Raw genomic sequence first — 26,983 nt, forward strand, 5'->3', positions numbered from 1 at the left:
TGATTAACCAGGGAAACCTCAGACCTGCATCTGGCTGAGGGTTTGCAGCATCTGGTCAGAAGTGGTGACCGCCTTGCTGTTGATTTCGTAGGCGCGCTGCGTCTCGATCATGTTCACGAGTTCCTGCACGACGTTCACGTTCGACGATTCCACGTAGCCCTGATTGAGCGTGCCCGAACCGTTCTGGCCCGGCGTGGAAACCGTGGGCGCGCCCGACGATGCCGTTTCCGACAACAGGTTTTGCCCGTTCGACTGCAGGCCGGCCGGGTTGATGAACATGGCGAGCTGCAGCGTGCCGATGGTCGTGTTGTTGCTCGAGCCCGGCGTGGTGACCGTGACCACGCCGTCGCTGCCGATGGTGAGCGAGGTGGCGTTGGCGGGCACCGTGATCGCCGGCATCACCTGGTAGCCGCTCGCCGTCACGAGCTGGCCTTGCGCGTTGGTCTGGAACGAGCCGTCGCGCGTGTAGGCCGTCGTGCCGTCGGGCATCTGCACCTGGAGGAAGCCGGCGCCGTTGATCGCCACGTCCTTAGAGTTGCCGGTCTGCTGCAGGTTGCCCTGCGTATAGAGACGCTCGGTCGCCACCTGCTGCACGCCCGTGCCCACCTGGCTGCCCGAAGGCAGTTCGGTTTGCTGGGTCGAGTTCGCACCCGGCTGGCGCAGCGTCTGGTACATCAGGTCCTCGAACACCGCGCGCGAGCCCTTGAAGCCATTGGTGCTCACGTTCGCGAGGTTGTTCGAGATCACGTCCATCTGCGCCTGCTGGGCGTTCATGCCGGTGGCGGCGATGTAGAGCGATCGGTTCACGGTGTCTTTCTCCCGGTCCGGCCTCGCGCGCGGCGCGAGGCGGCCTTCATTTAACTTGAAATGGCTTAGCTGAAGTTGAGCAGCTGGTTCGCGCTCTGCTCGTTCTGGTCCGCGTTCTGGAGCAGCTTGGTCTGCATCTGGAACTGGCGCGCGTTGGTGATCATCGAGACCATCGCCGCCACCGGGTTCACGTTGCTGCCCTCGAGCGACTCGGTTGCGACCTGGACGGTCTGGTCCGCGTCGGCGGGGTTGCCGTCCGACGTGTGGAACAGGCCGTCGTCACCGCGCGTAATCGCGCCTGCCGGCGGGTTGACGAACTTGATCTGGTCGATCATGGCGATCGCGTTGGCGGGGCTGCCCGGCGCGATGGCCGATACCGTGCCGTCCTTGCCGATCGTGATCGCCGAGCCCGGCGGCACCGCGATCGGGCCGCCGCCGCCGATCACCTGCAGGTTGTTGGCCGTGACGAGCTGGCCGTTTTCATCGACGTGCAGGTTGCCCGCACGCGTATAGGCCTCGTTGCCGTCGGCCGTCTGCACGGCCATGAAACCCTGGCCCTGAATCGCGATGTCGAGCGGGTTGCCGGTATGCGAGATCGCACCGGGCGTCATGTCCGAGCCAGGCGTTGCCGAGAGCACGTAGGTGCGCGTGGTCTGGTCGTTCACCGTCGAGCCGTCGCCGAACGACATCGGCACGGCGCGAAAGTTGGCGAGCTGCGCGCGAAAGCCCGTGGTCGAGACGTTCGCGAGGTTGTTCGCGACGACGGCCTGCTGCTCGAGCGCCTGGCTCGCGCCCGTCATCGCGGTATAGATCAGTCGGTCCATGATGTGCCCGGTACGTGGTTAGCCGCGTTACATCTGCAGCAGCGTCTGGTCGACGGTCTGCTGCGTCTTGATGGTCTGCGCGTTCGCCTGATAGTTGCGCTGGGCCGTGATCAGGTCGACGAGCTGGTTCGTCAGGTCGACGTTCGACGCTTCGAGCGCGCCGCCCGTGAGCGTGCCGTGGTTCGTGCTGCCCGGCGTGGAGACCTGCGCGACGCCCGAGGCCGCCGTTTGCTGGAACTGGTTGCCGCCCAGGTTCAAAAGGCCGTTCGGGTTGTTGAAGTTGGCGAGCACGATCTGGCCGAGCGACATGGTCTGGCCGTTCGAGTAATTGCCGGTGATGGTGCCGTCCGCGGCGATCGAGAAGTTCGACAGCGTGCCGCTCGCGTAGCCGTCCTGGGCGAGGTTGTTCACGCCGTTGGCCGAGCCGTACTGCGTCGTGCCCGCGAGGTCGAGCGTCAGCGACTGGGGCTTCGTGGAGCCGTCCGTCGGGTTGATGTTGAAGCTGAACGACGTGGTGCCGTTGGTCGTTGCCGGGGCGCTGGCCGTGATGCTCTGGAGCGCGCCGGACGAGCTGAACTGTGCGGTGCCGAGCTTCGTCACCGAGCCCGGCTGACCGGCATACACGTCCCATTGGCCGCTCGTCGCGTCTTTCGCGAAATACATGTTGACCGTCTGTGCGCCGCCGAGCGTGTCGTAAGCCGTGACCGACGTCGAATACGTGTAGCTCGTCGAGTCGGTTTCGCTGAAGGTCGTCGTGGTAGGCGTCGTGGCCTGCGCGTTCAGGTTCAGCTGCGCCGTGATGTTCTTGGTCGCAACCGGCGCGATGTTGGTGGTCGGCACCTGCAGCGGCACGGTCTGCGCGGTGTTGATCACGCCCGTCGAACTGGCGGCATAGCCCATCAGGTCGTTGCCCGACGCGTCGGTGATAAAGCCGTTCTTGTCGAGCTGGAACACGCCGTTACGCGAATACGTGATCGTGCCGTTGTGCGACATCTGGTAGAAGCCGTTGCCGTTGATGGCGACGTTCAGCGCCTGGCCCGTCGTGCTGATCGTGCCTTGCGCGAAGTCCTGCTGCACGGTCTGGAGCGAGGCGCCGAGGCCGATCTGGTTGCCCACCGACGTCGCGATGGTGTTCGCGTAGACGTCGGCGAACTGCGCCGTGCTCTGCTTGAAGCCGACGGTGTTCGCATTGGCGATGTTGTTGCCGATCACGTCGAGGTCGTTCGACGACGCGGCGAGGCCGCTCAATCCTTGCTGGTAGCCCATGGTTGTCTACTCCGCGTTTATCGTGTTCAGAGAATGGCGCCGACGCTCGTAAGCGCGACGGTCTTGCCGTTGGCGAGCGAGAGGCTCGGGGTGCCGTCCGACTTCTGGACCACGCCTTGCACCTGGCTCGCGACGAGCGCGGTTGCCGTGGCTGACTGGCCGTTGGTCGTCGCGCTGGCGCTGATCGTGTAGGTGCCGTCGGCGACCGTATTGCCCGAGCTGTCCTTGCCGTTCCAGGTGACCGGCACGGTGCCGGCCGACTGCGCGCCGAGGTCGAGCGTGTTGACGACCTGGCCTGCCGAATTGGTGATCGTGAGCTTCACGTCCGAGACCGCCGAAGGCAGCGTCACGCCGAGCTGCGGCGCGCTGCCGCTCGACACGGCGGCGCTGCTGCCCGGGGCGAGCACGGTCGAGCCGATCAGCAGCGCGGCCTGCGCGTTCTGGCCCGCCGAAAGCTGCGTGGAGAGCGACGACAGCGACGTGTTGAGCTGCTGGATGCCCGACACTGTGTTGATCTGGGCGAGCTGCGAGGTCATCTGCGAGCTGTCCATCGGATTGGTCGGGTCCTGGTTCTGCAACTGCGCGACGAGCATCCGCAGGAACGTGGACTGCAGGTCGCTCGCGCTCGTGCCGCTCGACGACGCCGACGACGAACTCGAGCTCGTGCCGTTCATGGTGTCGAGCAGTTGCTGCGACACGGTGGCGGTGCTGCCGCCGATGGTTGTGTTGCTGGAACTCAACGCGTTCTCCCTCGATTGCGCTTCGTGCTTTGGCGTGTGGTGGTGGCAGGCGCTGCTTCATTTCGCGCCCGCTGGTCTCTGTATGTACTGCAGTGTCCGTACTGACTGCGGCTTGCCGTGCTTCAGGCTGCCGCTTTACGTTCCGATCGTGAGCGTCTTGAGCATCAGCGTCTTGGCCGTGTTCAGCGTTTCGACGTTGGCCTGGTACGAGCGTGACGCCGAGATCATGTTCACCATCTCCTGCACCGGATCGACGTTCGGCATCGTCACGTAGCCGTCCGCGTTGGCGGAGGGATTGTCGGGGTCGTAGGTCTCTTTCATGGGCGTGGGGTCGTCCACCACGCCGGTCACCCTGACGCCGCCCACCTGCTGGCCCGAGGCCGTGCGCGCGCCGCCGAGCGGGTTCACTGCGAACACGACCTGCTTCGCCTTGTACGGCTGGCCGTCGGGGCCGGTCGTGCTGTCGGCGTTGGCGAGGTTGGACGCCGTCACGTTCAGGCGCTGCGATTCCGCCGTCATGGCGGAGCCCGCAACGCTGAAGATGTTCATCAGGGATGGCATGGTTTCGTAGACCTCACATCAGGTGCGCGTCACGCGCGCGTTGGTCGTTCATGGCTTCGTTACTGCGTCTTCCGGTTGCGTGCGGCGATCAGCTCGAACCCGAGGTGATCGCGGAGAGCATCGTCTTGATCTGCTGCGAGACCACCGTCATGCCCGACTCGAAGTGCAGCGCGTTGTCGGCGAACTGCACGCGTTCGGTGTCGAGATCGACCGTGTTGCCGTCGAGCGCGGGCTGCACCGGCGTGCGATACATGAGCTGGCTCTTGTAGGTGTCGGCGGGGCCGCCCGTCGGAATCAGCTTCGCGTCGCCGGCCATGTGGCCCGACTTGGTCGACGCCATCTGCATGCCGCTCGTCACGCCCGCGGGCTGCGCCATGGCGAGCGGCTGGGCGTTGCCGCCCGAGGTGGCCTTCATGCCCACCGTGCCGCCGGCGCCCTGCTGGCGCAAAGCGCCGGCGAGCGACGCCGCGAAGTCCACGTCGCGCGCCTGGTAGCCCGGCGTGTCGGCGTTCGCGATGTTCGAAGAGATCAATGCCTGCCGCGTGGCGCGCACATCGAGCGCTTCGCGCCCAAAGGCGAACTCGGCATCGAGTTTGTCCAGCATCGGGCGTTCTCCGTGAAACGAAAAAGGATTCGGCGTGAGCGCGGCGGGCTCGCCAGGCGGCGGGGAAACCGGCGCAAACGTTAGGCGCGTGGTCCGAAGGCCTTTGCGCATGGAGTGGAATATTAGGCGGGGGTGGCAAGAACCAATCGGACGAATAGCCGGTAAAGCGCCCCTCTATTCGACGCAAGCGCGCGGGGGGCGCCGCCTAGAATGCGAGGCGTGTCAATGCAATCGATGGAGAACGACAATGCCGCAGACTGCCCCTTTCCGTAGGCCGCACGCCGGCCTGGAGCGGCGTGCGCGCGCGCTGTCGTGGCGCGCGTCCTGGACATGCGTGCTGGCCTGCGCCCTTGGCAGCGCGCTCTTTGGCGGCACGCTCGCTCATGCACAAACTCCGGCGCAACCTGAAGCCGCCGGCAGCCAGATCTTCATTGCGGGCCCCGGCGACCGCTCGGGCGCCGACGCCGCGCAGATGAACGCGATGCTCGCGAGCAATGTGAAGAAGCCCGCCGCGGCTGTGGCCAGCGTTGCTCCCGCCAATGAGGCCGCACCGTTGCGCGCGGCCAGCTACGCCGATCTGAATTCGCGCGGCGTGCCGGAGGATGCACGCGCGGGCGTCGAGTCGAACGGCATGATCACGATTCCGGGTCCCGGCGAGCGCGCGCCCCAAGGCGACGCGCCGCGCATCGTCACGGTTCCCGCGCCGGGCGCGAGCGCCCAGCCCATGCGCGTGCCGGCGGCCAACGCGAACAATTCGGGCACGCTGCAGCGCGTGAACCTGTCTACCGCACCGAACCGCGTCGCCCCGGTGGTCGTGGACGCCGGCGCGGCGACGCTCGCGAAGCCGGTTGCCAGCGCAAGCGCCGGCGCGCCGCCGAATCCCAATACCAGCGCCGTCGCCACGAACGTGCAGGCCACGCCGCCGGGCCAGCAGGACGGCGAATCGATCCGAGCCGCCGCGCTCGCCTTCCTGCAGCAGCAGTCGGCAGGCTTGCCGGGCCACGTGAGCATCACGGTCGCGCCGGTGTTTCCGCGTGGCCTCGCAGGCTGCACGTCACTCGAGCCGTTCATGCCGCCGGGCGCGCGCACCTATGGCCACACGACCGTGGGCGTGCGCTGCATCGGCGCGAAGCCGTGGACGCTCTATGTGAGCGCGCGCATTGCGGTGGACGTGACCTACTACGTGGCCTCGCGCCAGATCGGCGCGGGCGAAGCGCTTTCGGCCGCCGATTTCATGCCGCGCGCGGGCGACCTCGCGAACCTGCCGCAGACCATCATCACCGATCCCAACCAGGCGACCGGCGCCGTCGCGCTCGCCCGGATTTCCGCGGGACTGCCGCTGCGCACCGACATGCTGCGCAGCGCCGCCTCGGTGGTCATCGGCCAGACGGTCAAGGTGATTGCCGTGGGCAGCAACTTCACGATCTCCGCCGAGGGCAGCGCGCTCAACAACGCCGAGCCGGGCCAGCAGGTGCGCGTGCGCACGAGCGGCGGCCAGATCATCTCGGGCGTGGTCAAGGACGCGGGTACCGTGCAGGTGCAGATCTAGGGCCGTAAGCGCTGGCAAGGGCCGGATCAGGGCGCGCCGAGCCCCGTCCGGCGGCCCGATCCGGCCGTCTCCGGCTTTGTGCGTCAGCACACGTAACAGCATGTAACGGTGGGATTTTTCGGCTAAAGTTCGGCCCGACCTGTGCCGTTATCAAGGTCAAATCGATCAGGAACGCCCATCGTGAAAGTTGACTCCTCCACCCGCAATGATCCGCGCACGCTGCAGGATGGCCTCGCGCGCTCGCAAGCCGATTCGACCGGCGTAAGCACCGACACCGCTACCACCTCCGGCGCGGCAGTCGGCACGATCGCCGCCGCTCAAGGCGGCGCGAACGTGAGCCTGTCGTCGCTCTCGTCGACGATGCGCTCGCTCGCGGCGAGCGGTTCCGCCGACATCGACACGGCGCACGTGCAGTCGATCAAGGACGCGATCCGCAACGGCACGTTGCAGATCGACTCCGGCAAGATCGCCGACGGCGTGATCCAGACCGCGCGCGACCTCATGAAGCCGACGTCGGGCAACTGACGCCCGATGCGCGAGCGCCGCGCAAACCTCGCTTTTTTTGGTGCCTTGCAATGAAAGATGCCCTGTTGGCCACACTGATCGACGAACACGCCACGGTCGAGGCGTTCGCGTCGCTGCTCGCCTATGAAGAGAAGGCGCTCGTGTCGGCCGATGGCATGGAGGCGCTCCCGCAAATCGTCGAGCAGAAGACGACGCTCACGCAGCGTCTCGCGGGCCTCGAAAAAGCGCGCGACGCGCAACTGGCCGGCCTCGGCCTGCCGGGCGGCCGCAAGGGCATCGAAATGGCCTGCGACGGCGACGCGCGTCTGGCAAGTCAGTGGGCGCTGCTCAAGGGGTCGACCGAGCGCGCGCGCCGCAAGAATCTCACCATTGGCATGATGATCCGCACGCGCATGGAGCATAACCGCCGCGCGCTCTCGATCCTGCGCGGCGAAACGGGCAACGGCTCGATGCTGTACGGTCCCGATGGGCGGTTGCCGGCGTTCGGGCTGTAAGCGCGCGTAGATCGTCCGCCAAAGTCAAAAGCCGAAGCAGTGATGCTTCGGCTTTTTTGTTTTGCGCGAGTCCAGTCCACCAACAAAAAAGCCGGGGCGCTCTCGCACCCCGGCTCTGTCATTGCAACTTTAGTCCCGCTCGCGCTGGCCGCCGCGCGCGCCGTCTACCGCCTCAATTCTCCTGGCCGGCCCACGACATCTCGCGCAGCCGCGTGCGCAGTCGCGCCACAGCCTGGCTGTGCAGCTGGCACACGCGCGACTCGCTCACCTCCATCACCGCGCCGATTTCGCGCAGGTTCATGCCGCGCTCGTAATAGAGCGACATGAGCAGCTTTTCGCGCTCGGGCAGCCGGTCGATCGCCTCGATGAGCGCGCCGCGCAGGCTGTCGTCGAGCAGGGCCGAAAGCGGGTCCGAATGATCGACGCAGTAGCGGTCGAGGAACGGTTCGTCCTCGGCGGAGCGGTCGAAGTCTTCGTAGTAGATGAGCTGGCTGCCATGCAGTTCCTGCAGCATGCTCTGATACTCGTCGAGCGGCATGCTCAGATGCTCGGCGATCTCCGTCTCGCTCGCCGAGCGCCCGAGCCGCTGCTCCACCTTGTGCACCGCGCTTTCCACTTCACGCGAGGTGCGGCGCAGGCTGCGCGGCAGCCAGTCGTTGCTGCGCAACTCGTCGAGCATTGCGCCGCGAATGCGCTGGCTCGCGTAGGTCTCGAACTGCGCGCCCTGATCTTCCTTGTAGCGGTTGGCCGCGTCGAGCAGGCCGATCATGCCGGCCTGGATCAGGTCGTCGAGGTCCACGCTCGCCGGCATCTTGGCGACGAGCTGCAAGCCGAGCCGTCTGACGAGCGGCGCGTATTTCGCGAGCACGTCGGCCTGCGAAATTTTTCCTTGAGCGTTATACATCGTGCTCTCCACTTCTCATCTCCCTGTTGGCGTCGTCGTGCGCACGTCAGACGTGCTGCGGCGACGTCCGCTGCGCGGGCGTATCGGTCCGCCAGCCCACATGGGCCGGAGCGGACGCGGATGTTGCGTTGGGTGCGGGATGCACACCCGTCACGGCCGCTACGAACGAATCGGCGTTCGCGGCGAGCGTGCTGTGTGCGGCGTTTGTTGCTTGGGTAGCGTGGGGCTGGACGCCGGCTTGCGGCGCGCCGTCCGGATCGTCGACGGGTGCGTGGCCCGCCGCTTCATGTTCTTCGTCCTTCGCGCCGAACAGTGCATTGGCGCGTGCCGTGGCCGGCGAGCACGCCGAGACCGCGGGTCGCATCGGCCAGTGCGGCAGCTCGGCGGCCACGTGGCGGAAATCACGCGCGGCGGCCGTCGACGGAAACGCATCGACGATGCAGCGCGCAAGCCTGAGCGCCTGCGCCATGTGCTGATCGGCGGCGACGCTTCCGGCGCTGTCGAGCGACACGCTCAGGTAGCGGCTCGCCACTCCTGCGAGATTCTCGATCGCGGCCTGCGCGTCGCTCGCGTTCGCCACATGATTCGCGAGCACGCGAAACTGCGCGATCGCATGCGCGAAGTGCAGCCGTTTCATGCACGCGTAGGCGTCCGTGATCGACTGCGCACCGATGCGCATCACGATCAGCACATCGTGCGCATGCATGGCGAGCGGCGAAAGCGCGCCATCGGCGTCGAGCTGCGCGTCGATCAGTACGATGTCCGCGGGGCCCGAAATGACCTTCTGCAGCTGGGCGGACGTGTACTGCGCGCGATTGTCGCGCGAGGCGGCCAGCACGCCGAAGCCGAGCGCATGGCGGCCCACGGCTTCGTCGAGCGTGCGCTCGCCGCGCACGACGGCGGCGAAGTTGCCTGCGCCGCGCACACCGCCCACCAGCGCACAAACCGAGCGGGGTCCCAGACACTCGTCGATCACGAGCACGTCCTTGCCCTGCGCGGTGAGCGCCGCCGCGAGATTGACCACCGTGGTCGTGCGTCCGGGCGAACCTGCACCGCCCGTCACCGCGACCACGCGCGAGCCTTCACGCGCGAGAAGCCGCCGCAGCCCTTCAGCTTGATCGATTACGAACTTATCCAAACCTGACCTCGGGAGCCTGCGAATTCGTACGCGTCGAGAGTGCCGACAGCAGCGCCGGGATATCGTCTTCGTGCGGCACGAACGGCGAACTCTCTCGCGGAATGCAGAAAGCGCTGCGGATCAGGAAGCGGCGCGTCGCCACGTAAAGGTTCTCGGGGACCTTCTGGCCCGTCGAGACGTAATGCACCGGCAGCTTGTAGCGCAGCACGGTGTCGAGCGCGCTGCCGAGGTTGGTCGCCTCGTCGAGCTTGGTGAGGATGCAGCCCGTGAGCGGCGCGTTGTCCGGGCCGCTCTGGTAGGCCTGCACGACTTCGTTGAGCGTGTCGCCGTGGTTGGTCGCCGAGAGCAGCAGAAGGCGCTGCACCGGGCGGCCCGCGCCGCACAGCATGGCGATCTGGTCGGCCACGGCGCGGTCGCGCTGGCTCATGCCGATCGTGTCGATCAGCACGATGTGCTTGTTCTTGAGTTCGGTGAGCGCGAGCTGGAGGTCCGCGCCGTCACGCACCGCGTGCACCGAAACGCCGAGGATCTTGCCGAAGATGCGCAGTTGCTCGTGGCCGCCGATACGGTAGCTGTCGGTGGTGAGCAGCGCCACCTTGCTCGCGCCGAAGCGCATCACGCAGCGCGCGGCGAGCTTCGCGGTGGTCGTGGTCTTGCCCACGCCCGTCGGGCCCATCAGCGCGAACACACCGCCGCGCTCCATCAGCGCCTGTTCGTCTTCGAGCACGGGGAGGTTCGATTCGAGCACCGACTGGAGCCACTCCATGCCGGCCTCTTCGGTCTGCACGTCGGGCAGCCGGTCGATCATCATCTTCACCAGTTGCGCCGAGAAGCCTGCGGCGAACAGCTGCTTGGTGAGCGCGCCCTGCACCGGGCTGCGGCGCTGGCGCTCGCCCCACAGGAGGCCCGCGAACTGCTCTTCCATCATGCCGCGCATGGAGGCGAGCTCGTTCATCACGGTTTCGTTGACGACCTGCTCGATGCGCGCGCGGATCGCTTCGCTCACGCTTTGCGCCGCATCGGCGCCCTGCGCATTGCGGCTGCCGGGCGCGGGGCCCGCGGCTTCCGGACCGTGGCCGAGGCGCTGCGCGGCGCGGCGCGCGGCGACATGAGCGGCCTCGAGCGCCCAGTCGGGCGTGCTGGCGTCAACGTCGGGCGGCAGCACCGGATCGGCGACGCTGCCAAGGCCGCGCGCGGCGGCGGTGGCAGGCGTCATGCCCGGCACGCGCGGCGCGTTCTGCTGGTTCGCGATACGGCGGGCGTGGTCGATCAGCCAGGGGTTCGATTCGGCCATGGTGCGCGGCGCGTCGCTCGTCTGCGCGGCGGCGGCCTGTTCGAGCCGCGCTGCGGCTTCACGTGCGGCGGCCTGGGCGTTGGCGTTGGCGGCCGGCGCCGTGGACGCAAACGATGGTGCAAAGGCCGGCGAGGCGAGCGACTCGGTCGCGGCCTGCAGCGCCATTTGCAGCGGCGAATGCGCATGCGGGACAGCTTGTTGCGATTGGGCGGCCTGCATCGCGGATTGCAGCGTGGGCGGCATCGCCGATTGCGCGGCCTGCTGGCCTGCCGCGGCGCGCGAAGAAGGCGACGAAGCCGAAAGCGGCGCAATGGCGGCCGACGCGGCCGCCGCTTCCTTGCCGAGCGAGACGGCGGTGTCGGCGGCCTGGTCGCCATCGGCATCGGCGTCGGCACTCGCGCTGCCGTTTTCGGCGCCCACTTCCGGGCTCGCGCCGAACACCGACGAGAACACGTCCGGCATGCCGCTCGCGTAGGGGTTCGCACCGCCCACCGGGGCGGCGAGCGCCGCGGGAGCGGCGCCAGGCGCGCTGCGCGGCGTGCGCGACATCTGCGTCATGGCGGCGGAGGGCTGCGCGAACGGGGCGCCTTGACCACTTTGCGCCACGAGGCCACCCAGGCCTTGCGCGGCGGCAGCATCGGCCGGCGCGATCGCCGCGAGATCGCGGTCCGCGAGCGCGACGATTTCGACGCTGCCGTCGTCGAGCGTACGGTTCGACAGAACGACGGCGTCCGCACCCAACGCTTCGCGTACGAGCCGTAACGCGTCGCGGCTGGTGCCACCGATGAATTTGCGAATGTTCAAGCTAAGCCCCTGATGAGGTGAGCGGCCAATGCCGCCGCCGGTCGTCTGTTGCTGGAATGGCGCTGGATTGCTGCCGGCCTGGCGTCCTGTGCAAGGCCTTTTCCGATGTTGGAATTATTTCGAAGGTGAGCCCCCCATGATCGATGGATCAGGGCGGAGAAATGCGGGCAATTCGCGGAATCGGTGGCGGGGCTGCGCACAGGCAAAAATTACGTGCAGAAAGGCTCGCACGCGGCGCGGCTAACGAAAAAGCCCGCAAGAAGCGGGCTTTTTCTCGTCCAGATGCGGCAGCGCGATCAGTGCGCCCCGATCACGTTCACCACCTTCACGTTGCGCGTATCGGGCACCTCGGCATACGACAGCACCTTGAGCTGCGGCAGACTGCGGCGCAGGAAGCGCGACAGCATGGGCCGCAGCGCGTGCTGCACGAGCATCACCGGCGCGAGACCCAGCGCCTGCTGACGCCCCATCGCCTGCTCGGTCTGCGTGAGCAGCGTGTGCGCGAGACCCGGTTCGAGGCCGGGGTTCGGGCCGGAGGTGAGCGTCTGCGACAGCACGCGCTCGAGGTTCGCGTCGAGGCCCATCACCTGCATGTCGGCGTTGCCGGGGAACCATTGCTGCGTGATCGCGCGGCCGAGCGCGATGCGCACCGCCGCCGTCAGATCGTGGGCGTCGGTGATGCGCGGCGTGTGCTCCGCGAGCGATTCCATGATCGTGCGCATGTCGCGGATCGGCACGCCTTCTTCCAGCAGGTTCTGCAGCACCTTCTGCAGCGTCGTGACCGGCAGCACCTTCGGCACGAGGTCGTCCACGAGCGAAGGCGTGTCCTTCTGCACGCGCTCGAGCAGCGCCTGGACTTCGCGGCGCCCGAGCAGTTCGGCCGCGTGCATGACGACGAGGTGATTCAGGTGCGTCGCCACCACCGTGCTCGAATCCACCACCGTGTAGCCGAACACCTGCGCCTGCTCGCGCACGTTCGAATCGATCCACACGGCGGGCAGGCCGAACGCCGGGTCCGTGGTCGGCGTGCCGGGCAACACCGCGCTCACCTGGCCCGGGTTGATCGCGAGCCACTGGCCCGGGTAGGCCTCGCCCGTGCCCACTTCCACGCCCTTCAATGCAATCCGGTAGGCGTTCGGGCGCAGCTCCAGGTTGTCGCGAATATGGATGACGGGCGGCAAGAAGCCGATTTCCTGCGCGAACTTCTTGCGGATGCTCTTGATGCGCTTGAGCAGCTCGCCGTCGGTGTTCTTGTCGACGAGCGGAATGATGCGGTAGCCCACTTCGAGGCCGAGCGTGTCGATGAGCGCCACGTCGTCCCAGGTCGCCTCGGCGTTTTCTACGGGCGCAAGCGCGGCGGGCGCGGCGTCGGCGATCACGGCGCTCGCCTTCTTCGCTGCGGCGTTCTTCTTCAGCGTGCGGCCGAGCTGGATCGCACCGCCGCCGAGCAGCAGAAACGCAAAGTGCGGCATGCCCGGAATCAGGCCCATCATGACGATGATCGCGCCCGTGATCATCAGCACGCGCGGGTTCGTGAAGAGCTGGCCGGTGAGCTGCGTGCCGATGTCTTCGTTGGTCGCCACGCGCGAGACGATCACGCCGGCCGCCGTCGAGATGACGAGCGACGGAATCTGTGCGACGAGGCCGTCACCGATGGTCAGCAGCGTGTAGGTCTCGCCCGCCGAGGCGAGCGGCATGCCGTGCTGCACGACGCCCACGATCAGGCCGCCCACGATGTTGATCACCATGATCAGCAGGCCGGCGATGGCGTCGCCGCGCACGAACTTGCTCGCACCGTCCATCGAGCCGTAGAACTCGGCTTCCTGGGCAATCTCGCTGCGGCGCTTGCGGGCCGCTTCTTCGTTGATGAGGCCCGCGTTCAGGTCGGCGTCGATCGCCATCTGCTTGCCGGGCATCGCGTCGAGCGTGAAGCGCGCGGACACTTCGGCGATACGGCCCGCGCCCTTCGTGATCACCATGAAGTTGATGACCATGAGGATCACGAACACCACGATACCCACGGCGAAGTTGCCGCCCACGAGGAAGTGGCCGAACGACTCGATCACCTGGCCCGCTGCCCCCGGGCCGGTGTGGCCTTCGAGCAGCACGATACGCGTGGAGGCCACGTTCAGCGAGAGCCGCAGGAGCGTGGAGAACAGCAGCACGCTCGGGAACGCCGCGAAGTCGAGCGGCTTCATGGTGTACATGCTGACGAGCAGCACCATCACCGAAAGCGCGATGTTGAAAGTGAACAGCAGATCCAGCAGGAACGGCGGCAACGGCAGGATCATCATGCCGAGGATCATGCAGATCAGGATCGGTCCCGCCAGCGCGCGCAGATTCGTGCTTTGCAGCATCTCCGGGCGCCGCGCGAGGAAACCGGTGCGGGCGTTCATTCTGTTGCTCCTTCAGTGCCGTCGCGCGCCGGATTGTCATCGGCGCGGCCAGCGGTATTCGATGCGTTGTTTGCGTTCGCCGCGTTCGCTGCGTTCGTGGAATTTGCCGCGTTCGCGCGACTGGCGGCCTCGGCGGCCGCGCGCTCCTCGGGGGTGAGGGCTTCGTCGGCTTCGCTGGCTTCGTCTTCGTCGCTCATCGCGCCCTTGTCCATTTCGGGTGGCACGTCGAGGTCGGTCGGCTCCATCGGCACGTCGCCGCCATGCTCGCGAAAGCGCTTGAGCTGATAGACCCACGCCAGCACCTGGGCGACCGCGCCGTAGAGCGGACCCGGAATTTCGCGGTTGATGTCGACGTTGTAATAGAGCGCGCGGGCGAGCGGCGGCGCTTCGAGCAGCGGCACGTTGTTCTCGGTCGCGATCTCGCGGATGCGCGCGGCCACGAGGTTCACGCCCTTGGCGACGACCTTCGGCGCGCGCATCTCGCCATCGGCGTACTTGAGCGCGACGGCGAAGTGCGTCGGGTTGGTCACGACCACGTCGGCCTTTGGCACCTGAGTCATCATGCGGCGGCGCGCGGCGGCGCGCTGCTGCTGGCGAATGCGCCCCTTCACGTGCGGATCGCCTTCGTTTTCCTTGTGCTCGCGCTTCACTTCTTCCTTGGTCATGCGCAGCTTGCGGTAGTACGACCAGAGCTGGTACGGCACGTCGAGCGCGGCGACCACGAACATGCCGGCGACCGTCATGCCGCAGCACACGCCGATCAGATGCATCGCGTCGGCGAACGCGCGCGGCGCAGGCTGCATGGCGAGCCCGAGAATCTCGTCGCGCCGGCTCCACAGCGCCCAGCCGCCGATCACGCCCACCACGAGCGTCTTGGCGAGCGACATGCCGAGCTGGATCGGCCCGTTCACGGAGAAGATCCGCCCGAGCCCCGACATCGGATTGAGGCGGCCGAAGTTCGGCTGCAGCGCCTTCGTCGAGATGAGCCAGCCGCCGAGCGCCATCGGCGCGAGCAGCGCGGCGAGCCCCGTGAGCGCGAGCACCGGCATGAGCGCCATGAGACCTTCGCGCGCCGCGACGCCGGCGCCGATCAGCATGCGGCTGGTTTCGAACGCCCCCGCGTGATTGAACGAGAACGCGCCGCGCATCATGGCTTGCAGATGCTCGCCGATCGTGCCGGAGAGCATCCACGTGCCATAGAAGCCCGCCGAGAGCAGCGCGAATGTCGCCAGCTCCCGGGAACGCGGAACCTGCCCCTCCTCCCGCGCCTTTTCGAGGCGCTTGGGAGTGGCGGATTCGGTTTTCTCGAGGTCGCTGTCCTCAGCCACGCATGCTCCGGTCGCGGGCACGCGCCGCTCGTCGCGGCTGCGCGGCTGGCGCGCGCCCTTTTTCAGTGACAGCGATTATTGCCGCGCAAGCCAAGCGGCGATTGGCGGAGTAGGACGGGGAAATCAGGGTATTTCGGCCGATGGAACCGGGGCGGCATCATCGGCGAACGCCGGCACACGATGCGCGCGCGCTCGCGGGCCGCCAACTTCACGGCCTACGCACCCTCAGCGCCCGCGATTTCAGAACGCGACGAACGGCGCCTTGCCGCCGGACGCGCTCATGTCCATGCCGTAGTACACGTAGCGGCCATAGAAGAACGACAACCCCAGGTCGAGCGCCGCCGCCGACCCGAGCTGCCCCGCCAGGTTGTTGGCCGCATAGTTAGCGCCGCTGCCGAGCAATGCGTTCGCGTTCGCGACATTGAAGGTCGCGGTGCCCGTCGTTGCGCCGTTATTGGACGCGAGTGCAGCGCTGAAGGACTGGGTGGACGTAGGGCAATAGAACGTGCCGAGATTGCCGCCGCACTGCGGCAGGGCGCTGTCGACGAAGAAGATCGCGTTCGAACCCGAGTCGAGGAAGGTCTGGAGCGTGCGCCCGTTGAAGGTGGAGCTGAGCCTGCCCCACGAGTCCGTGTTGTAGCTTTGCGCGGCGGTCATCGCGTTGTTCGACTGCGTACCGATGCCGAACACGAGCGTGCCCGTCGCACTGGGCGCGCCGTTATCGGATACGGGGGCCATCTCGAGGATCACGCCGTTGCCGTCCGTGCCGAACCTGGGCACCGGATTGGCCACCAACTGGGTTTGCGTGACCGTTGCCGTGACGCAGTTCGTGTCGCCGGGGCAGGAGTAATAAGTGCCGAGGTTGTCATAAGGCGCAACGCCGATACCGAGAATGCCGTTCGCGCCCAGGTCCTGCACCGTGTCCTGCGCGCTGCCGAAGCTCGCGCACGCCGACGGCACCGTGTTCGAGTTCAGGTCGCCGATGATCTGGATCGGAATATTGGACGCCGTTTCGCCGCCGATCTTCACGTCGGCGGGACGCACCGTGCCCCACGTGTAGCCGTCGGCGAAGGCCGTGCATTCGGCGAGGGTGCCGCCGTTGGCCGTCGCCTTGGGCAGCGAGCCCAACAGGTTCGGCACCGCCGACGCGAGCAGGCGCAGCCCGAACGACGCCGTATCGACCTGAATGTTGTCGACGGTCTCGCAGGTGCTCGTGCCGGCCACGCAGATCGTCACGCTGACAGTGGGAATATTGGGCAGCGTGCCGGTCAGTCCGCGATTGACGACGACGCCCACGGTATTCGCGGCGGTAGCCGCGGTGGGCTGCTGTGTGGGACTGGGAACCGCGGAGCCGCTGCCGCCACTGCTGCCGCTCGAGCTGCTGCTACTGCTACCGCTGCTGCCGCCCCCGCCCCCGCAGGCGGCGACGAGCGAAACCAGGGCAACGAGCGCGGCGCCCGAAAGGAACCGGAAAGGGCGCAGCCACACGTTGCGCGAATAGCGTGAAGTCAGCACTGAAGTCAGCACGTTCGGCCTCCGCTCGTCACTGGATATCGGAGGCGCTGACGCCCGCAGGCAGCGCCTGCGGCAGCCATGCCTGCCCGGAGAAGGCGCCCATGTGGCCGCCCGAATGCACCACGACGTTCGAGTTTTCGACCACGCCCGGCCCGCGCACGTGACCGGCGGCGTGGCTCGCCTTCACGCCGGCCGTGTACTGGGGAAAATAGCCGCCCAGCAGCGTGGCGAGATTGGGCATCTGCGGGCCGTCCCAGGCCACGCCGAATACGGTGCCGGCCTGCGAGAGGTACTCGCGCACGACGGTGCCGTTGGCGAGCGTGGTCTGCTGAACGGTATAGGCGGGAGTCGTGGAAGCGCCAGACGCCGCGCCTTGCACCGCTGCGCGCGCCACGGCCGAGGCGTTGCCGGCCGCGGCTGCCGCCGAAGCGGCGCTCAGGGTGCTGACGTTCGCGCCCGCCGGCGTGGGCATGGGCGCACCGCCGAGCGCGGCGTGAGCCGCCGGCGCCGCGAGCAGCACACCAAGCAGGGAACCGAGAAGCGCCGCGCCGGGTGCGCGGCCACGTTTGACGCGGCGCGCAAACGAGCGCGCCGCCTTGCCACAGAACGATGTGTATGGATACAAGGCGTCCCCTCCCTCTTGCGATGGCGCGTTGCACCATGCGCTGGCGGGGCCGCGCGGGAAGGTCGCGGCGGGACGCAGCAGGACGGGCAACGGCTGGCTATGCTTCGTTGCCCCACCGCGACGTTCGCCGCCGCAGGGCACGAAGGCATGAGCACTAGTATGCCCGCCTTGGACTACATGCGGCAGCTAACCGAACGATTAGCTGCACGTTAGGGGTCAGAACCCGAGACTTGCGAGCAAATCGTCGACCTGCGCCTGGTCCTGCACGACGTCGGTCTTGCCTTCCGGATTGATCTGCGGGCCGTTGAGCAGGCCTTCGGGGCTGCCCGTGCTGCTCTGGGTCTCCGCGAGCGCCGCCGCCGTCGCCGCGAACTGCTCGCGCCGCTCCGGCGCGATGTTCTCGACCAGCACGGTGAGCAACTGCTGCTCGATCAGATAGACCACGTCCATGATCTTCTTGATCACCTGGCCCGTCAGGTCCTGGAAATCCTGAGCGAGCATGATCGCGAGGAGTTGCTCGTTGGTCGCCGCGGTGGCTTGCGGCACGCCATCCACGAAGGCGCGCGTGTCGTCCATCAGCTGGCGCACTTCCTCACGGCCGATCGGCGCGTCGTACCAGGTCGCCCAGCGGCTCGTCAGTTCCTTTGCGTCGCGTTCGAGCGTTTCCTGCAGCGGCTTGGCGATGTCGATCGCGGTCAGCACACGCTCGGCGGCCTGCTCCGTCATGTTCGCGACATAGCGCAACCGGTCGCGCGCGTCGGGCACCGCCTCGGCGGCGCGCTCCACATGCTTGTCGAGGCCGAGTTCGCGCATCGAGTCGCGCAGGCTGCGCGTCAGGTGTCCGATGCGCGCGAGGATGCGGTCCGTCGCCAGCTCGCCGGCTTCGCCCGCGGCGGACGGCTCGAAGTCGAACTCGGGCGGCTGCGGGAGCGGCTCGATGCCATCGGCTTCCGGCCACTCACCGGAATGAGCGCCGGACTGCTCACTGATGGGCTCGTTCACGTCAGCTCCCCGTCTTGGCCATCTTCTCGAGAATCTTGTTGAGCTTCTCGTCGAGCGTGGCGGCCGTGAACGGCTTCACCACGTAGCCGCTCGCGCCAGCCTGCGCCGCAGCGATGATGTTCTCCTTCTTCGACTCGGCCGTCACCATCAGCACCGGCAGATGCGTCAGGTTGGCGTCGGCGCGGATCTCCTTGAGCATGGCGAGGCCGTCGAGGTTCGGCATGTTCCAGTCCGAGATCACGAACTCGTAGTTGCCGCCGCGCAGACGGGCGAGGCCCGCTGCACCGTCTTCGGCTTCGTCGACGTTCGAGTAGCCCAGTTCCTTGAGCAGGTTGCGGACAATCCGGCGCATCGTCGGAAAATCGTCCACCACCAGAATCTTCATTCCCTTATCCATCACGTTCCATTCCTCCAGGCGAAAACCCGGGCAATTATCCAGAGAAGCGCACTGCCTATCCAGATAAATTAATCGCGAGCGATCGAGCAAGCGTTTGCGGCCTGCATGATCTCTCTATATCGGCAATTTCTTAGACGCGCTGAACCCTGTCGCCCATCGAGGCGAGTCGGGTCATCACGCGCCGGCTCATGTCGGAGAGCGAGGCGATCTCGTCGGCGCCACCCATGGCGATGGCTTCGCGCGGCATGCCGAACACGATGCAGCTCGCCTCGTCCTGCGCGAGCGTGTACGCACCGGCCTGGCGCATTTCGAGCAGCCCGGCTGCGCCGTCGCGGCCCATGCCCGTGAGAATCACGCCGATGGCGTTCTTGCCCGCGTGCAGCGCCGCCGAGCGAAACAGCACGTCGACCGACGGACGGTGCCGGTTGACCGGCGGGTCGTCGGACAGATGCGCGATGTAGTTCGCGCCACTGCGTGCGAGCAAGAGGTGTGCGTGGCCCGGCGCGATGTAGGCGTGGCCGGGCAGCACCCGTTCGCCGTGCTCCGCTTCCTTGACGGTGATGCGGCACAGCCCGTTCAGGCGCTGTGCGAACGACTTCGTGAAACCGGGCGGCATGTGCTGCGCGATCAGCACCGCGGGCGCGTCGGGCGGCAGCGGCTGCAGCACTTCGCGGATCGCCTCGGTGCCGCCCGTCGACGCGCCGACGATGACGAGCTTTTCGGTCGAGACGAGCGGGTTGTTGATCATCGGCGCCGGGCCCGCGGGGTGCGCAGCGGCGTGGCCGTGCGCGTGCGCTGCCGCGCCCGCCGATGCGGCGGCGGGCGCATGGTGCGCACGCACGCGCGCGCGCGCGGCGGCGCGCACCTTGTCGGCGAGCTTTTCCGAGTATTCGAGCATGCCGTCGCGAATGCCGACCTTCGGCTTCGTCACGAAGTCGACGGCACCCAGTTCGAGCGCGCGCAGCGTGATTTCGTTGCCGCGCTCGGTGAGCGACGACACCATCACGACCGGCATGGGCCGCAGACGCATCAACTTCTCGAGGAAGTCGAGGCCGTCCATGCGCGGCATTTCCACGTCGAGCGTGAGCACGTCGGGGTTGTGTTGCTTGATCAGCTCGCGCGCGACGAGCGGATCGGGCGCGGTGGCGACGACCGTCATATCGGGCTGACTGTTGATGATTTCCGTCATCAAACTGCGGATCAGCGCCGAATCGTCGACGCAGAGAACCTTGATTTTTTGCACAGCGTTCACGCCTCCTCTACTGTCCTGGCGTTGTCTTGACCGGATGCGCGCAGCGCGGACGACACGCTCGAGCCGAACAGCTCGATGCGAGGGCGCGCGCCCTGCGGCTGGGATTGGGAAATCTGGGGCGTATGAGCTGCCGAGTTTGCTGCCGGCGACGTGGCGCCCGGGCCCGCGCGCCCCGCGCCGCCGACGCCGAACAGCTCGACGCGCGCCCGCGCCCGCGCGAGCCGCTCGGCGCGCGCTTCGGCGGTTTGCGCGGCGAGTTGCTGCTCGCGCTCGGCCACGCTCGTGTCCTGCGAGAGACGCAGCTTCTTGACCATCACCTGGCCCGTGCGCGGCAGGAACGCCACCTTGCGCGGATGCGAACCTTGCAGGTCCTCGGCCACGATGCGGATGTTCTCGGTCGCGAGATAGCGGCGCACGAACACGGCGTTGCGGTCGCCGATGTTCATCGTCGTCATGCCCGCGAGCACCGCCGCGCCGCCGAACACCTTGGCCTCGAAACGCTCACGGCGGCCACCCGCCTTGATCAGCTCGTTGATGAGCACTTCCATCGCGTAGGCGCCGTAGCGCATGGCGTCGGAGGCGCCGGTGAGGGCGTGGGCGGAGTCCGCGCCGTCGTCGGGGAGCATGAAGTGGTTCATGCCGCCGATGCCGGCGGTGCGGTCCTGAATGCAGGCCGCCACGCACGAGCCGAGCACGGTGACGAGCACCATGTCCTCGCCCGTCGTGTAGAACTCGTTGGGCAGCAGCTTGACGCCGGGGCGCTGGAAATGCGCGTCGAAATAGCGGTTCGTCGCGATCGGAAGGCGGGCGCTCATGCGGGCACTCCGAGCGCGTCGTTCGCGCGGCGCGGCGCGGCACTGGCAGCGGCGCCGCGCGTGAGTTCGTACACCGTCTGGCCGCGCAGACGGAACGCCTGCGTGACGTAGGTGAAGTTCTCCGAATGGCCCGCGAACAGCAGGCCGTCCGGCTTCATGAGCGGCTCGAAGCGCGTGAGCACCTGTGCCTGGGTCGGCTTGTCGAAATAGATCATCACGTTGCGGCAGAAGATCGCGTCGAACGTCGTGCGCAAGCCGTAGTCCGCGTCGGTGAGATTGAGCTGCTCGAACTTGACCATCGCGCGCAGCTCCGGGCGCACCTTCACGAGTCCCGAGTGCGAGCCGGTGCCCTTGAAGAAGAAGCGCTTCAGACGCTCCGGCGACAGATGCTTCACCTGGTCGAACGAGTAGACGCCCGCGTCGGCCTTGGCGAGCACCTGGGTGTCGAGGTCGGTGGCGAGCACGCGCGCCTCGCGCGCGGCGCGGTCGCCGAGCGCTTCGACGAGCGTCATCGCGATCGAGTACGGTTCTTCGCCCGTGGAAGCCGCCGAACACCACACCGAAACCGGCTGCGAACCTGCCACCCCCGCCCTGCGCTTCACGAAATCCGCGAGGATCGGGAAGTGATGCGCCTCGCGGAAAAACGCCGTGAGGTTCGTGGTGAGCGCGTTCGTGAACGCTTCCCACTCGGTCGCGTCGTTGCGCGCTTCGAGCTGGTCGAGGTACTCGCGAAAACTGTCGAGGCCGAGCGTACGCAGGCGCCGCGCAAGGCGGCTGTATGCCATGTCACGCTTGTGGTCCGAGAGCGAGATGCCCGCGCGGCGGTGAATGAGCGCGCGAATGCGCTCGAAGTCCGCCGAGGTGAAATCGAAATCGCGGTTGCTCTCGACGCCCGAACCGCCCGTCTCGCCGGCGTCCTGGCGTGTATTTCGCAGCGCTTTCATGCTGATGCTCCTTCGCATTGCGCGCCGCCCACTGCATGGGATACCGCGGCGCAGGACTGCTGCGCGCCGCGCCTGCCCGGTTGCAATGCGTGCGGCGCATGGGCGGCCTGCGCAGCACGCGCGGGCCGTGGGGCCCGGCGCGGCAGGTCTTGCCGTTGTGTAGCGCTCATGTGCATTGCAGTTGCTCGTCGTGTTCAGTACTTCACTACTCTTCCATGCCGCGTTCGATCAGAACGTTTCCCAGTCCGAATCGTCCGAAGCGGATGCTGCCGTGCTCACGTACGTCTCGCCGCGCGCAGGCGCGGCCGGTTTCGCTGCAGGCTTTGCCACCGCCTTGTTTGCCGGTTGCGCAGCGGGCTTTGTCGCAGGCTTCGCGGTGTCCGCCGGTGCCGCCGACGTTGCGACCGACGCCGACGACGACGTTGCCGCCGCGGGCTTCGCCCCCGCCGCAGCCGAAGACGGCGTCGCGCGTTTCGCGGCAACCGGCGCGGCCGGCGTGACGCGAGCGGGACCTGCACTCACGCTGCGCGCCGACGCGCCGCCCGTCGTCCACGTGCCGAGCACGTTCTGCAGCTGGCGCGTCTGCTCTTCGAGCGACGCGGCCGCAGCGGCCGCCTGCTCCACGAGCGCCGCGTTCTGCTGCGTGACGGTGTCCATCTGTGTGACGGCGCGGTTGACCTGCTCGATGCCGCCCGACTGCTCCTCGGACGCCGCGCTGATCTCACCCATGATGTCGGTCACGCGACGCACGGCCTGAAGGATTTCTTCCATCGTCGCGCCTGCGCGGCCCACGAGCTGCGAGCCGCTTTGCACTTTCTCGGCCGAGTCGTTGATGAGTTCCTTGATTTCCTTCGCCGCGCTGGCGCTGCGCTGCGCGAGGCTGCGCACTTCACCGGCCACCACGGCGAAGCCGCGGCCCTGCTCGCCCGCGCGCGCCGCTTCCACGGCCGCGTTGAGCGCAAGAATGTTGGTCTGGAACGCGATGCCTTCGATCACGCTGATGATGTCCACGACCTTCGCCGAACTCGCCGCGATGCCCTGCATCGTGTTCACGACTTCACCCACCACCTCGCCGCCGCGCGTCGCGATGTCGGAGGCGTTGACGGCCAGCTGGCTCGCCTGACGCGCGTTCTCCGCGTTCTGGCGCACGGTGCCGGTGAGCTGCTCCATGCTCGACGCCGTTTCCTGCAGCGAAGCGGCCTGCTGCTCGGTGCGCTGCGAGAGATCGGTGTTGCCCATGGCGATCTCGCGCGCGCCCACGTCGATCGAGCTTGCGCCCGTATGCACCGCGCTCACGAGCGTGACGAGGCTTTCCTGCATGCGCTTGATGCCGCTGAACAGACGCCCGATCTCGTTGTCGCTGTAGACCGTGACCGGCTGCGTGAGATCGCCGTGGGCGATGCGCTCGAAGCACGTCACTGCGTCCTCGAGCGGCTGCACGATGAGGCCGCGCATGGCGAAGCGGATCACCACGACGAGCACGAGCGCCACGGCGATCGCCGCGCCAATCGCGATGCGCATGACGGCGATCTTGTCGTGCGCGCCAGCCTCGCGAGCCTGCGCGCTTTGTTCCAGGGCCTGCGCGAGCGGACCGGCGACGTTGTCGTAATCGACGAACATCGGGCTGATCTTCGTGTCGGCGATGGCGTGATAGGCCGGTTGATCGTTTGCGCGCAGGGCCGCGAATTCGGGCTGCACGCCGTCTTGCATGAGCGTGGCGCGCTTTGCCGCGAGCGCGTCGAGCGCGGCGGCGTCGAGACCGCCCTTCGGCGCGTTCTGGAACGCTTGCCAGGCTTCGTTGGATTTGCCGAGCAATTCCTGGGCGCGATCGATCACCTTCTTCGCATCGTCGGCCTGGCCTGCTGCCGTGAGCGCGCTGGCGCGGTCGATCGCGACACGCGTGCGCAGCAGATACGACGACGCGTCGTTCAGCGCATGCATCGCCACGAGATCGCCTCGCACGATTTCGGTGAACGCATCGCTCGCACGCCCGAGCGCGACGAGCCCGAGTGTGCCGACCAGCACGGTCAGCGCAACCAGAATGACCCCGACGCCCGTGAGCGTCGTGCGGATCGACCATCTTTGCAGCATCTCGTTTGCTCCTGTCCTGTACGAATCGGGGCGGGCTGTGCGGTCAAGCGCGGCCGGCATAGGCACGGCGACCGGGCCCCTGCGCGAAGCGCGCGCGAAAACGAAGGCGGCTTGCCGCTCTTTGGCGGCGGCTTTCCGCTCTCTCTCACGCTGGCCTCGCGGCCCCCCGGTTTAACTCTCGGCGCGTTAGACCAGCGCCTCGATCAGAGCCATCTCGCGGCTCGTCATCAGTTTTTCGATGTCCATCAGGATCAGCATGCGGCCTTCCACAGTGCCGAGGCCCGTGAGGTACTCGGTCGTGAGCGTCGCGCCGAATTCGGGCGCCGGCATGATCTGCTCCATCTGCAGCGTGAGCACGTCCGAGACGCCGTCCACCACCATGCCGACCACGCGATGCGCGACGTTCAGGATGATGACGACCGTCTGGTGGTCGTACTCGACGCGGCCCAGATGGAACTTGATGCGCATGTCGACGATCGGCACGATGATGCCGCGCAGGTTGATCACGCCCTTGATGAAGTCGGGCGCGTTCGCGATGCGCGTCACGCTGTCGTAGCCGCGGATTTCCTGCACCTTCAGGATGTCGATGCCGTACTCTTCCGCGCCGAGGGTGAAGACGAGGAATTCCTGGCCGCCTGCGTCGGCCTGCAGCGCGTCGCGGCGTTGCGCGCCGGCAATCGCGCCGTGTGCGCCGTTGCCTTGAATCGATTGGACTTCTGCCACGTTAGCCCCTGAACGGTTGGGAGATGATGGGTTGAGTGCGTCCGGACTTCATCGCGATTACGCGAATTCGGCGAACGCACCCGAATTTGCGCTGGCGCTTACGCCATGCGTGGCGCGCGTCTCGCGATTGAGCGCGGCCACGTCGACGATCAGCGCGACGCTGCCGTCGCCGAGAATGGTCGCCGCCGAAATGCCGTGCACCTTGCGGTAGTTCGTTTCCAGGTTCTTCACCACGACCTGTTGCTGGCCGACCAGTTCGTCGATCAGCATGGCGAAGCGACGACCTTCGGTTTCCATGATCGTGACGATGCCCTGCGTCGGGTCCGTGCGCGCGCCTTCGACGTTGAACGCCTGATGCAGCGCCACGAGCGGGAGATACTCGCCGCGCACGCGCACCACGCGGTCGCCGTTGGTGACCGTGTAGATGTCTTCGTGGCGCGGCTGCAGCGACTCCATCACGAAGTTCAGCGGCAGGATGAAGATCTCGCTGCCGACCTTCACCGACATGCCGTCGAGAATCGCCAGCGTGAGCGGCAGCACGATGCGCGTGGTGCTGCCCTTGCCCGCGTGCGAGGTGATTTCCACGTGGCCGCCCATCGCCTGGATGTTGCGCTTGACCACGTCCATGCCCACGCCGCGGCCCGAAACGTCCGTCACCTGCTCGGCGGTCGAGAAGCCGGGCAGGAAGATGAGGTTCCAGACCTCGTCGTCGGACATGCTGTCGCTCACCTGCATGCCCTGCTTGATCGCCTTGGCGAGAATCTTGTCGCGGCGCAGGCCCGCGCCGTCGTCGCTCACCTCGATCACGATGTTGCCGCCGTGGTGCGCGGCGGACAGCACGAGCTGGCCCGTGGCGTCCTTGCCCGCGGCGCGGCGCGCTTCCACGGTTTCGATGCCGTGGTCGAGCGAGTTGCGCACGAGGTGCGTGAGCGGGTCGATGATGCGCTCGATCAGGCTCTTGTCGAGTTCGGTCGCCTGACCGAAGGTGACAAGCTCGACTTCCTTTCCGAGCTTCGCCGCGAGATCGCGCACGAGACGCGGGAAGCGGCTGAAGACGTAATCCATCGGCATCATGCGGATCGACATCACCGCTTCCTGCAGATCGCGGGCGTTGCGCTCGAGCTGCGCCATGCCGTTGTAGAGACGGTCGTGCAGCGCCGGGTCGAACGTGCTGGTGGTTTCCGCGAGCATGGCCTGCGTGATGACGAGTTCGCCCACGAGGTTGATCAGCTGGTCGACCTTTTCGACGCCCACGCGAATCGAACTGCCTTCCGCCGATGCGGCGGCGGCGGCCGGTCGCGCCTTGCGCTCGCCTTCGGCTTGCGCGGGCGCCGGGGCGCTCGCGGGCGGGCGCGGCATGTCTTGTTCGGCATGCGCGGCGGGCGGCGGGGCCGGGATCACGGCGCTCGCAGCAGGGGCCGCAGCCATCGGTGCCGCGGGAGGCGCGGCCGGTGTTGCCGCGGGCGCGGCGGCGGGTGCGGCCGCAGCCGGTTGCGCGTCGCCCTGCGGCGCGGCGCCACGGCCGATCGAAATCTGTTTCTCGTCGATCACGAAGCAGCACACCGCGATGATGTCGTCGGAGGTCACATCGGTTTCGAGCCACAGCGTGAGGTCGTCGCCGGTCTTCACCTGGCCGAGAATGCGGCCGAGGTTGCCGAGCTCTTCGACGAGCAGCTCCTGGTCCTTCGCGTCGACGGCACGCAGCGTGACGCGCAGGTGCGGACCTTCCACCGCAGCGTCGGCGCCGGCTGCGGGCGCCGACGCTGCCGCATCGATCGCCTCGCTCACGACGTGCTCGGGCGCGCCCGAACCTGCCGAGGCCAGCGTGCTGTGCATTTCGAAAGCGGCTTCGAGATCTTCTTCCGAATCGCCGGCGCTCGCCTGCGCAGCCGGTGCGGGCGCGGGGGCCGGCGCCGGTGCGGGTTCAGGCGCGGGTACGCCGCGGCTTTCCGCGTAGAGGCGCTCGAGCTTGGTGCGCACGGCGGCCGCTGCCTGCGCATCGGGCTCGGCGCTCGCGCGGTAGGCGCCGAGCTGGTCGGAAAGCACGTCCTTCGTTTCGAGGAACGTGTCGATCATGTCCTTGCGCAGCACGAGCTCGTTGTTGCGAGCGCGGTCGAGCAGCGATTCGAGAATGTGGGTCGTCTCGGTCAAGGCCGTGAAGCCGAACGTCGCCGCGCCACCCTTGATCGAGTGCGCCGCGCGGAAGATCGCCGCCAGATCCTCGGGATCCGGGCGACCGACGTTCAGGTTCAGGAGAAGCTGCTCCATCTGAGCGAGCAGCTCGTCCGCCTCGTCGAAAAACGTCTGATAGAACTGAGTGATGTCGAGAGTCATTGCTCTTTCACCGCGTTAATTGCCTGGGGGGTGCCTGGTCGTTCGCCGCGC

General features: G+C 67.3%; 22 protein-coding genes and 2 pseudogenes. 3 read left to right on the forward strand and 21 right to left on the reverse strand.

From position 1 onward, the window contains the following. Positions 1 to 18: 18 nt before the first annotated feature. The 6 genes from flgG to AB3X99_RS25790 all read right to left on the reverse strand — a co-directional run bounded on the left by flgG (position 19) and on the right by AB3X99_RS25790 (position 4,802). A complete protein-coding gene (flgG, locus tag AB3X99_RS25765; RefSeq protein WP_069264346.1) occupies positions 19 to 807 on the reverse strand; it encodes a flagellar basal-body rod protein FlgG in 789 nt (262 codons plus the stop codon). A gap of 65 nt (positions 808 to 872) precedes the next feature. Then, positions 873 to 1,631 carry a flagellar basal-body rod protein FlgF gene (gene flgF / locus AB3X99_RS25770; RefSeq protein ID WP_069264348.1) on the reverse strand — a complete coding sequence of 253 codons (759 nt, stop codon included), beginning with the start codon at positions 1,629 to 1,631 and terminating at the stop codon, positions 873 to 875. Between the two features lie 27 nt (positions 1,632 to 1,658). Next, positions 1,659 to 2,897, reverse strand: coding sequence for a flagellar hook protein FlgE (flgE, locus tag AB3X99_RS25775; protein ID WP_368618529.1), 1,239 nt, complete (start codon positions 2,895 to 2,897; stop codon positions 1,659 to 1,661). A gap of 26 nt (positions 2,898 to 2,923) precedes the next feature. Further along, on the reverse strand, positions 2,924 to 3,571 hold the full coding sequence (locus AB3X99_RS25780) for a flagellar hook assembly protein FlgD (RefSeq protein ID WP_083245249.1): 648 nt from the start codon (positions 3,569 to 3,571) through the stop codon (positions 2,924 to 2,926). A gap of 201 nt (positions 3,572 to 3,772) precedes the next feature. Next, entirely contained in the window at positions 3,773 to 4,198 is a 426-nt protein-coding gene (flgC, locus tag AB3X99_RS25785) for a flagellar basal body rod protein FlgC (protein ID WP_028203363.1), read from the reverse strand. Positions 4,199 to 4,286: 88 nt separating this feature from the next. Next, positions 4,287 to 4,802 (reverse strand): flagellar basal body protein, encoded by a 516-nt coding sequence (locus AB3X99_RS25790; RefSeq protein ID WP_069264353.1) that lies wholly within the window; start codon positions 4,800 to 4,802, stop codon positions 4,287 to 4,289. Positions 4,803 to 5,049: 247 nt separating this feature from the next. On the opposite strand from AB3X99_RS25790, the gene flgA reads away from it, so the two are divergent. The 3 genes from flgA (at position 5,050) to AB3X99_RS25805 (ending at position 7,370) form a co-directional block, all read left to right on the forward strand. Next, entirely contained in the window at positions 5,050 to 6,351 is a 1,302-nt protein-coding gene (flgA, locus tag AB3X99_RS25795) for a flagellar basal body P-ring formation chaperone FlgA (protein WP_368618530.1), read from the forward strand. Between the two features lie 180 nt (positions 6,352 to 6,531). Continuing rightward, complete coding sequence (gene flgM / locus AB3X99_RS25800; protein WP_368618531.1) at positions 6,532 to 6,876, forward strand: flagellar biosynthesis anti-sigma factor FlgM; 345 nt, start codon at positions 6,532 to 6,534, stop codon at positions 6,874 to 6,876. Between the two features lie 50 nt (positions 6,877 to 6,926). Next, positions 6,927 to 7,370 carry a flagella synthesis protein FlgN gene (locus AB3X99_RS25805; RefSeq protein WP_069264359.1) on the forward strand — a complete coding sequence of 148 codons (444 nt, stop codon included), beginning with the start codon at positions 6,927 to 6,929 and terminating at the stop codon, positions 7,368 to 7,370. Positions 7,371 to 7,542: 172 nt separating this feature from the next. Here the strand turns inward: AB3X99_RS25805 and AB3X99_RS25810 are convergent, their stop codons facing one another. The 15 genes and pseudogenes from AB3X99_RS25810 to cheA form a co-directional block, all read right to left on the reverse strand. Further along, positions 7,543 to 8,274 carry an RNA polymerase sigma factor FliA gene (locus tag AB3X99_RS25810; RefSeq protein ID WP_069264361.1) on the reverse strand — a complete coding sequence of 244 codons (732 nt, stop codon included), beginning with the start codon at positions 8,272 to 8,274 and terminating at the stop codon, positions 7,543 to 7,545. 355 nt (positions 8,275 to 8,629) lie between these two features. Next, positions 8,630 to 9,412: pseudogene (locus AB3X99_RS25815) on the reverse strand (MinD/ParA family protein); the annotation flags it as partial. Next, complete coding sequence (gene flhF, locus AB3X99_RS25820; protein ID WP_368618532.1) at positions 9,405 to 11,510, reverse strand: flagellar biosynthesis protein FlhF; 2,106 nt, start codon at positions 11,508 to 11,510, stop codon at positions 9,405 to 9,407. The gene flhF and the pseudogene AB3X99_RS25815, both read right to left, overlap by 8 nt. Before the next feature lie 296 nt (positions 11,511 to 11,806). Further along, positions 11,807 to 13,906, reverse strand: a complete 2,100-nt coding sequence (gene flhA / locus AB3X99_RS25825; protein WP_069264366.1) for a flagellar biosynthesis protein FlhA — start codon at positions 13,904 to 13,906, stop codon at positions 11,807 to 11,809. Positions 13,907 to 14,061: 155 nt separating this feature from the next. Then, a pseudogene (gene flhB, locus AB3X99_RS25830) lies at positions 14,062 to 15,234 on the reverse strand (flagellar biosynthesis protein FlhB); the annotation flags it as partial. A 240-nt stretch (positions 15,235 to 15,474) separates the two neighbouring features. After that, positions 15,475 to 16,722, reverse strand: coding sequence for a DUF3443 domain-containing protein (locus AB3X99_RS25835; RefSeq protein ID WP_368618585.1), 1,248 nt, complete (start codon positions 16,720 to 16,722; stop codon positions 15,475 to 15,477). Positions 16,723 to 16,777: 55 nt separating this feature from the next. Further along, positions 16,778 to 17,278 (reverse strand): DUF2844 domain-containing protein, encoded by a 501-nt coding sequence (locus AB3X99_RS25840; protein ID WP_069264722.1) that lies wholly within the window; start codon positions 17,276 to 17,278, stop codon positions 16,778 to 16,780. A gap of 312 nt (positions 17,279 to 17,590) precedes the next feature. Next, positions 17,591 to 18,247, reverse strand: a complete 657-nt coding sequence (gene cheZ, locus AB3X99_RS25845; protein ID WP_069264724.1) for a protein phosphatase CheZ — start codon at positions 18,245 to 18,247, stop codon at positions 17,591 to 17,593. A gap of 130 nt (positions 18,248 to 18,377) precedes the next feature. Next, complete coding sequence (cheY, locus tag AB3X99_RS25850) at positions 18,378 to 18,773, reverse strand: chemotaxis response regulator CheY (RefSeq protein ID WP_028203354.1); 396 nt, start codon at positions 18,771 to 18,773, stop codon at positions 18,378 to 18,380. 130 nt (positions 18,774 to 18,903) lie between these two features. Then, complete coding sequence (locus AB3X99_RS25855) at positions 18,904 to 20,025, reverse strand: chemotaxis response regulator protein-glutamate methylesterase (protein ID WP_141710660.1); 1,122 nt, start codon at positions 20,023 to 20,025, stop codon at positions 18,904 to 18,906. Beyond that, complete coding sequence (cheD, locus tag AB3X99_RS25860) at positions 20,022 to 20,840, reverse strand: chemoreceptor glutamine deamidase CheD (protein ID WP_069264368.1); 819 nt, start codon at positions 20,838 to 20,840, stop codon at positions 20,022 to 20,024. Before cheD ends, AB3X99_RS25855 begins: the two co-directional genes overlap by 4 nt. Continuing rightward, entirely contained in the window at positions 20,837 to 21,784 is a 948-nt protein-coding gene (locus AB3X99_RS25865) for a CheR family methyltransferase (RefSeq protein WP_368618533.1), read from the reverse strand. The genes cheD and AB3X99_RS25865 overlap by 4 nt, the downstream gene beginning before the upstream one ends. Before the next feature lie 228 nt (positions 21,785 to 22,012). Continuing rightward, positions 22,013 to 23,875 (reverse strand): methyl-accepting chemotaxis protein, encoded by a 1,863-nt coding sequence (locus tag AB3X99_RS25870; RefSeq protein ID WP_368618534.1) that lies wholly within the window; start codon positions 23,873 to 23,875, stop codon positions 22,013 to 22,015. 186 nt (positions 23,876 to 24,061) lie between these two features. Next, on the reverse strand, positions 24,062 to 24,598 hold the full coding sequence (gene cheW, locus AB3X99_RS25875; RefSeq protein WP_028203349.1) for a chemotaxis protein CheW: 537 nt from the start codon (positions 24,596 to 24,598) through the stop codon (positions 24,062 to 24,064). A 57-nt stretch (positions 24,599 to 24,655) separates the two neighbouring features. Further along, positions 24,656 to 26,932 carry a chemotaxis protein CheA gene (gene cheA, locus AB3X99_RS25880; RefSeq protein ID WP_069264374.1) on the reverse strand — a complete coding sequence of 759 codons (2,277 nt, stop codon included), beginning with the start codon at positions 26,930 to 26,932 and terminating at the stop codon, positions 24,656 to 24,658. Positions 26,933 to 26,983 lie beyond the last annotated feature (51 nt).

The organism is Paraburkholderia sp. BR10882, from assembly GCF_040948855.1.
In the GTDB taxonomy this organism is placed as follows: domain Bacteria; phylum Pseudomonadota; class Gammaproteobacteria; order Burkholderiales; family Burkholderiaceae; genus Paraburkholderia; species Paraburkholderia nodosa_A.